11 protein-coding genes and 3 tRNA genes are annotated in these 11901 nt (G+C 43.0%); 11 read left to right on the top strand and 3 right to left on the bottom strand.

From position 1 onward, the window contains the following. The first annotated feature begins 124 nt into the window (after positions 1-124). The 3 genes from HUZ36_RS11445 to HUZ36_RS11435 all read left to right on the top strand — a co-directional run bounded on the left by HUZ36_RS11445 (position 125) and on the right by HUZ36_RS11435 (position 3577). A complete protein-coding gene (locus HUZ36_RS11445) occupies positions 125-790 on the top strand; it encodes an SDR family oxidoreductase (RefSeq protein ID WP_176032904.1) in 666 nt (221 codons plus the stop codon). Positions 791-874: 84 nt separating this feature from the next. Further along, the gene (locus HUZ36_RS11440) at positions 875-1243 is read left to right on the top strand and encodes a hypothetical protein (protein WP_125251372.1); all 369 of its coding nucleotides are present in this window, start codon (positions 875-877) and stop codon (positions 1241-1243) included. Next, complete coding sequence (locus tag HUZ36_RS11435) at positions 1244-3577, top strand: fatty acid cis/trans isomerase (protein WP_176032903.1); 2334 nt, start codon at positions 1244-1246, stop codon at positions 3575-3577. It abuts the gene before it with no gap. A gap of 51 nt (positions 3578-3628) precedes the next feature. On the opposite strand, the gene HUZ36_RS11430 is transcribed toward HUZ36_RS11435, so the two are convergent. Further along, positions 3629-4255 carry a peroxiredoxin-like family protein gene (locus HUZ36_RS11430; RefSeq protein ID WP_176032902.1) on the bottom strand — a complete coding sequence of 209 codons (627 nt, stop codon included), beginning with the start codon at positions 4253-4255 and terminating at the stop codon, positions 3629-3631. 113 nt (positions 4256-4368) lie between these two features. Here HUZ36_RS11430 and HUZ36_RS11425 point away from each other — a divergent pair, with 113 nt between their 5' ends. Continuing rightward, positions 4369-4989: a dUTP diphosphatase gene (locus HUZ36_RS11425; protein WP_125251375.1), complete on the top strand. Its 621-nt coding sequence runs from the start codon at positions 4369-4371 to the stop codon at positions 4987-4989. Here the strand turns inward: HUZ36_RS11425 and yrfG are convergent. Beyond that, a complete protein-coding gene (gene yrfG / locus HUZ36_RS11420; protein ID WP_176032944.1) occupies positions 4986-5642 on the bottom strand; it encodes a GMP/IMP nucleotidase in 657 nt (218 codons plus the stop codon). The genes HUZ36_RS11425 and yrfG overlap by 4 nt on opposite strands. A 61-nt stretch (positions 5643-5703) precedes the next feature. Between yrfG and nudE the strand changes: the two genes are divergently transcribed. The 6 genes from nudE (at position 5704) to HUZ36_RS11390 (ending at position 9836) form a co-directional block, all read left to right on the top strand. Further along, complete coding sequence (gene nudE, locus HUZ36_RS11415; protein ID WP_125251377.1) at positions 5704-6267, top strand: ADP compounds hydrolase NudE; 564 nt, start codon at positions 5704-5706, stop codon at positions 6265-6267. Position 6268: 1 nt separating this feature from the next. After that, on the top strand, positions 6269-7072 hold the full coding sequence (gene cysQ, locus HUZ36_RS11410) for a 3'(2'),5'-bisphosphate nucleotidase CysQ (protein WP_176032901.1): 804 nt from the start codon (positions 6269-6271) through the stop codon (positions 7070-7072). 237 nt (positions 7073-7309) lie between these two features. Beyond that, positions 7310-7386, top strand: a tRNA-Met gene (locus HUZ36_RS11405). Between the two features lie 162 nt (positions 7387-7548). Next, positions 7549-7625: transfer RNA gene (locus HUZ36_RS11400), tRNA-Met, on the top strand. A 161-nt stretch (positions 7626-7786) separates the two neighbouring features. Further along, positions 7787-7863: transfer RNA gene (locus HUZ36_RS11395), tRNA-Met, on the top strand. A gap of 383 nt (positions 7864-8246) precedes the next feature. Next, the gene (locus tag HUZ36_RS11390; RefSeq protein ID WP_176032900.1) at positions 8247-9836 is read left to right on the top strand and encodes a methyl-accepting chemotaxis protein; all 1590 of its coding nucleotides are present in this window, start codon (positions 8247-8249) and stop codon (positions 9834-9836) included. Between the two features lie 48 nt (positions 9837-9884). Here the strand turns inward: HUZ36_RS11390 and HUZ36_RS11385 are convergent, their stop codons facing one another. Then, a complete protein-coding gene (locus tag HUZ36_RS11385) occupies positions 9885-11069 on the bottom strand; it encodes a dipeptidase (protein ID WP_147390653.1) in 1185 nt (394 codons plus the stop codon). A 177-nt stretch (positions 11070-11246) separates the two neighbouring features. Between HUZ36_RS11385 and HUZ36_RS11380 the strand changes: the two genes are divergently transcribed. Next, positions 11247-11888 carry a hypothetical protein gene (locus HUZ36_RS11380; RefSeq protein ID WP_128730825.1) on the top strand — a complete coding sequence of 214 codons (642 nt, stop codon included), beginning with the start codon at positions 11247-11249 and terminating at the stop codon, positions 11886-11888. The last annotated feature ends 13 nt before the right edge of the window (positions 11889-11901 follow it).

Raw genomic sequence — 11901 nt, 5'->3', positions numbered from 1 at the left:
TTTTCACCCTAGTATGACTATTGTATCGATTTTTCGTGACTTATAAATTCAGGCTCGATTGATCTTGAGTTTGGTACACTCACACCAATAGTAATACTTTGAGCAATAAAATGAGGAGAAGGATATGGCATTGCATGTTTTGGTGACAGGTGCAAATCGTGGGATTGGATTAGAGTTTTGTAAGCAATATCAAGCGTTAGGCTGTGAGGTAACGGCTGTTGTTCGTAATACTTCAGAAGAGCTAGAAGCATTAGGGATCAACACGATTGAAAATATTGATGTTGCTACAGAAAATGGCGTTAAAAAGCTGCTGGCGGCACTGGGCACAAAACAAGTGGATGTGCTGGTGAACAACGCTGGGGTGTTCCACAATGAAACGCTCGCAGATATGGATTTTAAAACTCTTGAGCAACAGTTTCATGTCAATGCGATGGGGCCAATTCGGGTTACTCATGCGCTCTTAAAGAACTTCAGTGCAGGCAGTAAAGTTGCGATGATAACCAGCCGAATGGGTTCCATTGCTGATAATGGTTCTGGTGGATATATTGGTTATCGTATGTCAAAAGCGGCACTCAATGCTGCGAGCGTGAGCATGGCTCATGAACTAAAAAATCAGGGAATTTCGGTTGGACTGTTCCATCCGGGGTTTGTGCAAACGCAAATGGTTGGGTTTGCTGGAGATATTACCCCGGATGTCGCCGCTGAGCGTTTAATTAAAAGAATTGAACACTTGAACATCGAAAATAGTGGAGGCTTTTGGCACTCTAACGGTGAAACCTTACCTTGGTAAATGGGGCGCTTTGTTGCGCTCTTTTTCAGCTATCAGCCATCTAGCTGTGCTAATATAAAGTAAATACTCAGATGGTAACCTTTGATGGAATTACAACAAGATACCCCCTTGTCACTACCGCTTTTTTTGTTAGATGACAATATTGAAAATCGTGACGTTAATGTTCCAGACGCCGAAGTGTCTGTGATCTTGAGTGAGAACTTACTTGCTCACTTATGTCAGAACCCTAAAGAAGATGAAAATATCAGCTTGCATATTGATGACTATGAGCTTCTTAATATCAGTGCGAATGTCACCGCGTTGCTAGAAGCAGGCCATCAACTGCAACTGTTGCTTAACCGAGGTCCCGTACTTAGCGCTGTATTGAGCACCGAAGGTGAGGCATTATTTGTTTCTCCTCCGATGGAAATGTTACCTACATTTGACCTAGGCTTAGATGACGAGGACGAGTAAATGTCTAAACGTGTATTGTTTTGTGCGCTGATGCTCACTGTGTTATCGGGTTGTGTGGCGCTCGGCGTTTCCAAGTACGACGACATGTTTGGCCCTGAGCAGCCGCAAGCACGGATTGAGCAGCACCATCAAAGCGGTACACGTTATTTGCACACGGTGAAGCCTATTTTAGAGTCCCGCTGTGTGGTGTGTCATGGTTGTTATGATGCGCCTTGCCAGCTTAAGCTATCCTCCCCCGAAGGGATCGATAGAGGGCTTTCGAAGGAGCTTGTATACGATGGCACACGGCTGCTAGCACAAACGCCAACACGCTTGTTATTTGATGCACAAACTACAACACAATGGCGTGAACGAGGCTTCACAGCAGTACTGAATGAGCGCCAACAGTCTGACTATAGCAACCTTGCAGGTAGTGTGCTCTACAACAGTTTGCTGCTCAAAATGTCTCACCCCTTCCCGAAGCAAGGTATATTGGGTAAAGAGTTTGACTTTTCTCTTGATAGGGAGCAATCCTGTCCAACCATGGATGAGTTCTCTGCACTGGCGAAGCAACAGCCACATGCCGGTATGCCTTACGGGCTGCCCGCTCTGAGCCATGATGAGTTTAAAACACTTGAACAGTGGCTAAAAAATGGCAGCAAAATGCAGCAAATAGCCGAACCAAGCGATGTTGATCAAAAAGAAGTGGCAAAATGGGAGCAATTTTTAAATCAAGATACCAATAAGCATCGCTTAGCAGCACGCTATATTTTTGAGCATTGGTATCTTGCCCACATCTATTTTCCAAAAAGTGATGATGGTTCATTTTTTCAATTGGTGCGCTCCAGCACTCCCCCTGGGCAACCGATTGCGTTAGTGAAGGCAGTGAGACCGTTTGATGATCCAAAAATAGATAGAGTCTATTATCGTTTGATGCAAGTCCGCAGCACCATTTTGTCAAAAACACACATGCCATTAGCGCTCGATGACGCTAAGCTAGCTCGTTTACACCAGCAGTTTTATGCTGCTGATTATCAAGTACAATCACTGCCTGGCTATGAACCCGAGCTTGCAGCAAACCCATTCAAAGTATTCAAAGACATTCCAGTTAAATCCCGTTATCAGTTCATGCTAGATGAAGCTGAGCTTATTGTTAAAGGGTTTATCAAAGGGCCTGTTTGCCGTGGTCAAATCGCACTGAATGTTATTAATGATCACTTTTGGGTGGCATTTGTTGACCCTGAAAAAAACAGCAATGAAGCCGTTAATCAACTGCTGTTAAAACACGACGAGGATTTGGTCTTGCCTGCGGCGGAGCAAAGTAATGCGTTGCCACTTTCTAGTTGGGCAAAATATGCAAGTAAGCAACAAGACTATTTACGTGCCAAAACAGCACTTGCGGAAACGATGTTTGCTGATGGCCAGCGCCTCAATATGGACTTAATCTGGCGCGGTGAAGGAGAAAACCCTAATGCTGCGCTAACCATCTTCCGTCATTTTGACAGTGCGACAGTTGTGAAAGGATTTATCGGTCAACCACCTAAAACTACTTGGGTACTCGATTATGCTCTGTTTGAGCGCATTCACTATTTGCTGGTAGCGGGTTTTGATGTGTATGGCAACATTGGCCATCAGCTGATAACTCGCTTATATATGGACTTCTTAAGGCTAGAGGGGGAACAAAACTTTTTAAACTTGTTGCCGCTTAGCCACCGTCAAGAAATTAAGCGTCACTGGTATCGCAAATCACATTTGAGTTTAAGCGAGTTTATTAACCGCAAGTCTCTGATAGGTGCGCCAACGGGCATAAAATACAAAACTGACGACCCCAAGCAAGAACTATATCAGCAATTGCATACGGTGCTCGAACCTGTTCTTAATAAGGATTACGACTACCGTGTTGTCGGAAAACCTCTACAAGCACTAAACAGTATGCCCGTGGAAGCAATTAATCTGTTACCTCAGGTTTCGTTTATCATTACTAAGCAAAGTGACGGTTCACATCAAGCGTTCTCATTATTACACCACAATGCGCACTTCAATATTTCAAGCTTACTCAATGAAGAGGGCCAAAGAGCATATGCTGAAGACACGGCGACAATAGTCCCAGGTTTTATTGGCGATTACCCCGAAGCAATTTGGTACTTAGAAAACAAAGCAGCGCAAGAGGACTTTGTATCATTATTTAGTCAAATGACGAGTGAACCTGACTACCTTGCGCTACGAGCGCAATATGGTATTCGTAGAACTCACCCCGAATTTTGGCGCTATAGCGACTTAATCCACAAAATTGCCGAGCAAACACGTGGTGTTGAATATGGGTTATTTGATTACAACCGTTTAGAGAATCGCTAAAAAAATGGAGTCCTAGACTCCATTTTTTATAGTTACCTGAGGTTGAGAGGTTTAGAGCTGGCTTGCGGCTTTTACTGCGGCCAGTAATACGCTTTCGTCCAATCGTACTTTGTAATTAGGGTTTGCATATTGGAACTGAATTAAGCCTTTTTTATCAATTACAAATACCGCAGGCACTGGTAAAGCAACTTTGTCTTTGCCGTCTAAATCGACAAAATTTACGCCAAGCTTATTACGGTATGCCAGTGCAGTATTGTCGTCTAAAAAATAAGCAAGCCCAAGTGCTTGGCTCATCTGCATCTCATTATCAGACAACAGTTGGTAATGGGGTGACGCTACGGTGCTTTTTGCTAGCGCCTCAGGTGAGTCCGGGGAAATGGCAATGATTTGGGCGCCCATCTTGACCAACTGCGACTCAATTTCCTGGATCCCTGCAAGCTGTCTTGAGCAATATGGGCACCAGCCGCCACGATAGACCACAAGTACACTGATTTTTTCCCTGTAACGTGCTGCTAAATCTATCGTGTTGCCAGATTTATCTTTAAGGTGCAGTGCTGGAGCATTGATGCCAGGCAGAAGTGGACTGACTTTTTCAGGGGCTGCTGCAATATTGGTGACCTCAGCAGCGCTAAGAAAAGCTGAAAAAGCCAAGATGAAAAAGAAAATAAGTTGACGCATAAAAGTTCCTGAGGTTTGCAATTGAATTCGACTCAGAAGACCTAAGTTATGGCGAAAATCTTTCACTACGGTATGATATCGTCCGTAATTGATTTCCATGAAGAGAGAGCACAATGTCTGCTAACATCACTAAGCTTGTGGTAATGCTAGAAATGCAACATGCCATGAATACCAAAGTACACCAACAGTGGTTTGAACAAGGGTTTGAATGGTACCGTGCAATTTGGGTTGAGTGTGCAGAAATGCTAGATCATTACGGCTGGAAATGGTGGAAGAAACAAACGCCAGATACAGAACAAGTAATTTTAGAGTTGGTTGATATTTTTCACTTTGGCTTGTCTTTGCGTATTGATGGTGAAACTGCATTTGAGCAACTTGCATCGCAGCTAGAGCAAGAGCTGGCAAAGCCAATTAAGGCGGGAGACTTCAAGGAGACACTTGAGCTACTAGCAAGTGCCGCAGTAACAAAGCGTGAGTTTGATGCGCACGCGTTTGCCGGTTGTATGCAGCAAATTGGGATGTCTATTGATGACCTATACCGCGGATATGTCGGTAAAAACACCCTTAACTTCTTCCGCCAAGACCATGGTTATAAAGATGGTTCATATATTAAAGTATGGAATGGCAAAGAAGATAACGAGCACTTAGTTGAAGTAGTAAAAAGCCTAGACACCGCACATCCAGACTTTAAAACACAAGTGTATGATGGCTTAAAAGCCCGTTACCCTGCTTAATAGATAGGTAGCAAAGTGCGATAGTCAGAGACTGAGAGGTATTCTTTGACCTCTCGCGCTGGTTGCTGACTATCTGGATTGGCCACCGCGAGTAAGTGGCCAATGCCAAACTTTTTGGCGGCATTTAGCACGCTAATGCTATCGTCGACAAATAAAGTTCGAGACTTATCAAAGCCTAAGTCTTGCTCTACTTGATGCCATAACTCCTGACTTTCTTTACTTACACCGTACTCATGGGTTGACACTAACTTGTCTAGGTATTGATCAAATTGAGTGCGTTCAATCTTGAGACTTAAACTATTTGGGTGTGCGTTGGTTAACAAAATAAGCTGTTTGCCACTTTTTCTTAGTGCGTCTAAGAATTCAGGTACATCATCACGAACGGATATTAAATGTTGCACTTCACGTTTGAGTTCCATAATGGGGAGTTGGAGCTGCTCTTGCCAATAATCTAGACAATACCACTCAATTTGACCCATCACGGCTTCATAGCGTGCAAGAATATCAGCTCTGGCAGCCTCTAACGTGAGTCCTTGACGTTTGGCATGTGCTTTAGGCACAACGTCGAGAAAAAAATGATTATCAAAATGGAGGTCCAGCAATGTGCCATCCATATCTAACAACACGGTATCGATATTTGACCAATTTAGCATAGGCATTTAACTTCAAAGGCTTTATGATTAGATTATTGGTCATGATAGCAAATAATAATTTATGTCACACAAAAAGCACCCAACACCACCTGAAATTTTAGCATGCGATGTCGTTGCAAAAAGTAAGCTATTTACAGTAGAAGCCCTTTCTTTATCATTTTCTAATGGAGAGCAGCGCGAATATGAAAGAGTTCGTGGTGGTGGCCGAGGTGCGGTAATGATAGTGCCAATAACAGCTGAGAATGAGCTATTATTAGTAAGAGAGTATTGTGCAGGAACACACGACTATCAGTTAGGTTTTCCCAAAGGTTTGATTGACCCTGGTGAAACTCCCATTGAGGCTGGAAACCGGGAACTAAAAGAAGAGGTTGGCTTTGGCGCAAATGCTTTTTCTGATCTCAAAGTCGTTTCCCTAGCTCCAAGCTACTTCAATGCTAAGATGCACATTCTGGTCGCCAGTGAGCTATACCCAGAACAGTTAGAAGGTGATGAACCTGAGCCTTTGGTAGTTGTGAAGTGGCCATTGGATAAGTTAGGGGAGTTGCTACATCAAGAGGACTTTACTGAAGCAAGAAGTGTTGCTGCACTATTGTTACTGAAAGCACACTTGAACTTGGAGGCGTAAATTGCAGTCGTTTTTAGAGCCTTGTATTGCGCTAGCACAACGTGCTGGTGAAGCTATTATGTCAATTTATCAGGCAGAAGATATTGGTAAAAAAGAAAAGTCGGATCATACTCCGGTTACCGCCGCAGACCTTGCTTCCAATGAAGTGCTCATGGCAGGGCTTGCTAAAATTGCGCCTGATATTCCAGTCATGTCTGAAGAAACCCCCATTCCTCCTCTACACGAACGTCAACACTGGCAGCGATATTGGTTACTCGACCCCATGGATGGAACTGGGGAGTTTATTCTTGAAAGTGGAGACTTTGCGGTCAATATCGCTTTGATTGAGGATAACCATCCCGTGTTAGGTGTTATTTATTGGCCGTCACAAGGAGTGACCTATTATGCTAGCAAAGACAATGGAGCTTTTAAGCGTAAAGATGGTGGTGATAGCGAACGTATTTTCGTTTCACCTAGAGAAACCCTTACTCTCGCGGTTAGTCGTAGGCAAAAGCTCGAAGCCGTAAGCCAGTATTTAAATAGCCAGTTTGATACGGTCGCGCTGGGTTCGTGTTCGTTAAAAGCCTGCATTATTGCAGAAGGTAAGGCTGATTGCTTTTTACGTGTCGGGCCTACCGGTGAGTGGGACACGGGGGCATCACAGGTGATTATTGAAGAAGCGGGAGGGTGCATTACTGATTCTGAGTTCAATCCGCTTACATATAACCAACGAGAAACGACAGAAAATCCAGATTTTATCGTGATGGGGCATCCTGATTGGCAATGGCAAAAATTGATCAGTCCGCATAATAGGATCGTAGACTAGTTAGGTGCCAGCGCCGTGTTTGTAGGAATTTTGCGCATTTGAAAGCTTTTATGCGCTAAATCCCTTGCAATAAAATTTTAATCCATTATTATAGCGACCTCTTCAAAAGGAAGTCCTTTTAAAGAATATACAGGCGCGGAATGGAGCAGGATGATAAATTATTCGTCGGACTCGCTAAACCTGAAAGAGCCGAAAGTCGTCGGTACCCGACGATAATAAGTTCTAAAAATATACAGGCGCGGGATGGAGCAGCCTGGTAGCTCGTCGGGCTCATAACCCGAAGGTCGTCGGTTCAAATCCGGCTCCCGCAACCAATATTTTTTGGCTGTATTAGTCTCTTGTACAGAGACTTAAAAATAAGTACAAACTCAGGCGCGGGATGGAGCAGAATGATAAATCATTCGTCGGACTCGCTAAACCTGAAAGAGCCGAAGGTCGTCGGTACCCGACGATAATAAGTTCTAAAAATATACAGGCGCGGGATGGAGCAGCCTGGTAGCTCGTCGGGCTCATAACCCGAAGGTCGTCGGTTCAAATCCGGCTCCCGCAACCAATATTTTTTGGCTGTATTAGTCTCTTGTACAAAGACTTAAAAATAAGTACAAATTCAGGCGCGGGATGGAGCAGAATGATAAATCATTCGTCGGACTCACTAAACCTGAAAGAGCCGAAGGTCGTCGGTACCCGACGATAATAAGTTCTAAAAAATACAGGCGCGGGATGGAGCAGCCTGGTAGCTCGTCGGGCTCATAACCCGAAGGTCGTCGGTTCAAATCCGGCTCCCGCAACCAATACTTTAGAATCTAGTCGTTCAAGATTATGTTCTAAACACATCCAGTTCATATCCAATAAAGCCTCCAGCTTACTCTCAATCAAATACAAGATATCCTCTGTAATTCTGCTTGGTTATTTTTTGATAAATCGATACTCATGAACATCATCCTGTCTTATACCAATTATCTTAATCATCCGAGGCTCAGGTCATTTAGTTGTTCTAAATAAGAAATCTTTAACGCAGTTAGCATCAGATTTACTCCTTCAAATTGAGCAAGTACTAAGGTTAATTTGGTATTAGTAATACTTCTCTTATCTTGCCACTAGAAAATGAATTATTTGTCTATAAATCTCCATATAGTCTAGGCTTTAACTATCTGTTTTTGTAAGGCTGTTGATTATGAATTTACATAGTATTAGAGTTAAAAGCTCATTGCCTACCGTGATGCTGGCGATCCTGCTGCTATTTGTATTTTTTGGTCTAACAACGTTATTGAGTAAGGTGCAATCTGCACTTGAAGTACAAACTGAAAACTACTTGCGTGCTGTGTCTGTCGTACTCAACGCTGACCGTGACTTCTACCAAGCTCAAGAGGCATATTTGATGTTACTCGCAGGGGAAGACAGGCGAGATGATTTTGAAGAAAACGCACAACAAGTAAAACAGCGCCATCAAAAGTATATTCAATTTATGCAGCTTCACCGTAGCGAATTAAACGCATTTTCTACGTTCGATACAAAATTTCAAAACTGGTACCGAGTGACATCTTCGAGTATCACAGCGCCCGAAGACAAGGTATTGCGGCTAGAGTCTGCGAAATTATTCAGTGCAGTTAGAGGGTTACTTGATGAGGCCGGAGAGTTTGCTGATGCAAAGTCTGCTGCTAGTCGAGCACAAGTTATTTCCGAGGTGACACAACTCAAGTGGAGCTTGGGTGTGGGGGCATTCCTATTACTCTCCATTGCATGTTGGATAGCCTACTGGATCCCAAAGCAGTTAGCCAACCAAATTAATTTTGTTTCAGACAGAATCGCCGAGATCGCTTCTGGTGATGGTGATTTGACAGGTAGGATAGAGACCAAAGGTAACGATGAGTTTGCAAAGCTGTCTCGCAACTTCAATCATTTTCTTGCAAGTTTACAAGCCATGGTGACCGCTGTAGTCACAGACGGGGGGGAATTATCCAAACTATCATCAAAACTAAGTAAATATGCGACTCAAAGCCACGATTTAGTTGATTCACTTGGTAATGCTTCGCACGCTATATTAGGTGCCATTCACCAGCTAAGTCATACTAGTGAAGAGGTTTCACACGTAGCTGAAAACTCTCTCAAAGAAGCTGAATCCTCACACCGCTATGCTGCACAAGGTAAAACGGTTCTAACCGACTCAAAGCAAAAAATAATGCAGCTTGCAGATAATATGCAGGCTGCATTAGCAAGCTCTATGGCGTTACAAAAAAATTCAGAAAATATTACTCAAGTGCTTGATGTTATTCGAGGAATTGCCGAGCAAACTAATTTGTTGGCACTCAACGCAGCTATTGAAGCGGCGAGGGCTGGCGAGCAAGGTCGTGGCTTTGCAGTTGTTGCTGATGAGGTAAGGTCACTAGCCACTCGAACACAAGACAGTACTAATGACATTCAAAAGATGTTAGAAGCATTTTCACATAGTGTTGAAGATTCACAGAAGACGATTGAAGATGGTAAAGAGTATGTGGATGTTGCTGTGGAAAGCTTTGCTAAGGCGACAGAGTTATTAGAGTTAATAGCGCAAAGTGCGGTAAAAGTAACGGAACTATCAGAGCAAACGGCTCATGCAACACAGCAACAAAACTGCGTATCGACTGAAATTAGCAGCAATCTAACGGACTTAAATGACAAGACATTGGATGGCGAGCGACTATCTGGAGAAACGCACCAAATTTCCGATGATGTATTGCGAGTAACTTGTAAATTAGTGGAAGAGTTATCTCAATTTAAAGTTTAAAGTTAGTTTATAAGGTGTGCTAAGTAGCACACCTTATAAATGCTGTGGTTATCTCGTAAACTTGCTTGCGTAAGCTTCAGCTTGTTTCCATACGCGCAAGGTGTTACCGCCTAAAATCTTTTTGATATCAGAATCGCTGTAACCTCTATCCAAAAGGCCTTGTACAAGATTTGGGTAGGTAGATACATCTTTCAGACCAACTGGTAGTGAGTCTCCCACACCATCGTAATCAGAACCGATCCCGACGTGGTCGATACCAATTAACTTCACAACATGGTCGATGTGGTCGAGTACTTGATCAAGGGTTGCAAACGGAAATGGATTTTTAGCTCTAAACGCAGCTCTAAAGTCAGTCGTGTCTTTACCTTTAGCTGCTTCTTGTGCTTTTTCTCGCTTATCATACCAAGCGCCAGCTTTTGCTGTTACAAAGCTTGAGCCAAAGTTTATTTGGATAACGCCACCATTTTTGGCCAAGGCTTTAAGCATGTCGTCATCCATGTTGCGTTCAAAGCCCGGCGTGTATTTACGAAGAGATGAGTGTGAAGCAACGACGGGCACTTTTGAAATTTCCATTACCTGATAAAACGCGTCATCGGAAATATGTGATACGTCAATAAGCATCCCAATCTTATTCATTTCAACAACAAGCTCTTTGCCAAATGGGCTCAAGCCTTTCCACTTGCGGCGAATATCATAAGAAGAGTCAGAAATATGATTACTCTGAGAGTGAGCTAACGTGATGTAGCGAACACCGCGGTCATAAAAATGCTTTAGGTTTTTCATCTCACCTTCAATCGGTGAGCCATTTTCCATTCCCATCGCGATAGACATAATACCGTTGCTAAACTGTTGGTATATATCATCGGTATTATATGCCATTGCAAATTTGTCTGGCGCGCGATGTGCTAATGCTTCCATACCATCAATCAGTTGGTTGGCGAGCTGATAGCTTTTTCCCTTACCTTCAAATTCTAAATTAGCAGGAATATAAATAGACATAAATGGCGCGTTTAGACCACCTTTTACCGCACGAGGATAATCAAAGTCACCGCCTTCGGTCGCTTGGCTAACGTCATCCCACTTATTTTTAATACGATATGGAACGTCGATGTGTGTATCAATTAGGATGTTATCGTGAGCGAGCTTAACTGCGCGTTCAGAGGCCTGATATTCAGTTGCATAAGCTGAAGAGACAGCCAGCGCTAACGCGCCAAGTGCAATGCCGAGCTTCATAGTATTGCCTTTCCTTTATAGTTATAGAGATCTGATTGTAACAAGTATACGTTCATCCTCAATATTTTACGTTTATCACTTTCTTTTACCGCTCGTCATTATCTACAACTCGAGTGCAGCGGATCTCGTTATTATTTTTTCCAGACAAAACAAGTAATGAAAATAAAGGAAAGAAAAATGAGAGCGTCACTACAAAAGAAAACACAAGCTATGTTATCACTTGCTTTATTGTTGGCTGGAGCGACTGTGCAAGCCAACACGTTTGAGGAAAATATCAATGTTGAAGCGTCAAATGTGATGGCGGGCGGCTTTGGTATCGATGCAATCTATATAGATGTAGACAATGCAGTGGCTGACTTTGGTGTGGGACTTAATTACCGTAAGGCCATTGATATTACGCCAACAAAGTCCAGCTATGTAGATACTGCGACTGCGTATTTTCGGGTAGATTACCGCATTGCTTCAAAAGAGCAGAACACGGTTGAGCAGAAAGAAATGGAATTTGGCTTGAATTTAACCTTTTCTGACTCGTTGCAAATATTTGCTGAAGTTGGTGTGCTATATGACAGCTTAGAGCTTTCTGGCCACGCTTCAACTACACAATATGATACATCAGCCTTGGGCATGCGTCTTAATTATTTAGGTGACTTTACAATTGTACCAGCTATCGAATACAGAAATAGCGATCTAACAAGTGACTTTGGATACTCTATTACGTTTGAGAAAAAGGTCTCTGAGGGCGGGATCAAGCCAAGTTATGGTTATAAGCAAATTGGTGATGAGAAGAGTGTATTTGTTAACTTACTTTATCGTTTTTAATTCCATAAAAGGT

This window comes from Pseudoalteromonas sp. McH1-7 (assembly GCF_013366255.1).
Classification (GTDB): domain Bacteria; phylum Pseudomonadota; class Gammaproteobacteria; order Enterobacterales; family Alteromonadaceae; genus Pseudoalteromonas; species Pseudoalteromonas peptidolytica.
Note: the sequence above shows the minus strand (reverse complement) of the source record. Positions and strands in the feature narration are given on the sequence as shown.

Bases quoted from the DNA above. Each gene is read 5' to 3' on its own strand.
- HUZ36_RS11445 (WP_176032904.1), top strand. From the start codon at position 125: ATGGCATTGCATGTTTTGGTGACAGGTGCAAATCGTGGGATTGGATTA.
- HUZ36_RS11440 (WP_125251372.1), top strand. From the start codon at position 875: ATGGAATTACAACAAGATACCCCCTTGTCACTACCGCTTTTTTTGTTA.
- HUZ36_RS11435 (WP_176032903.1), top strand. From the start codon at position 1,244: ATGTCTAAACGTGTATTGTTTTGTGCGCTGATGCTCACTGTGTTATCG.
- HUZ36_RS11430 (WP_176032902.1), bottom strand. From the start codon at position 4,255: ATGCGTCAACTTATTTTCTTTTTCATCTTGGCTTTTTCAGCTTTTCTT.
- HUZ36_RS11425 (WP_125251375.1), top strand. From the start codon at position 4,369: ATGTCTGCTAACATCACTAAGCTTGTGGTAATGCTAGAAATGCAACAT.
- yrfG (WP_176032944.1), bottom strand. From the start codon at position 5,642: ATGCTAAATTGGTCAAATATCGATACCGTGTTGTTAGATATGGATGGC.
- nudE (WP_125251377.1), top strand. From the start codon at position 5,704: ATGTCACACAAAAAGCACCCAACACCACCTGAAATTTTAGCATGCGAT.
- HUZ36_RS11390 (WP_176032900.1), top strand. From the start codon at position 8,247: ATGAATTTACATAGTATTAGAGTTAAAAGCTCATTGCCTACCGTGATG.
- HUZ36_RS11385 (WP_147390653.1), bottom strand. From the start codon at position 11,069: ATGAAGCTCGGCATTGCACTTGGCGCGTTAGCGCTGGCTGTCTCTTCA.
- HUZ36_RS11380 (WP_128730825.1), top strand. From the start codon at position 11,247: ATGAGAGCGTCACTACAAAAGAAAACACAAGCTATGTTATCACTTGCT.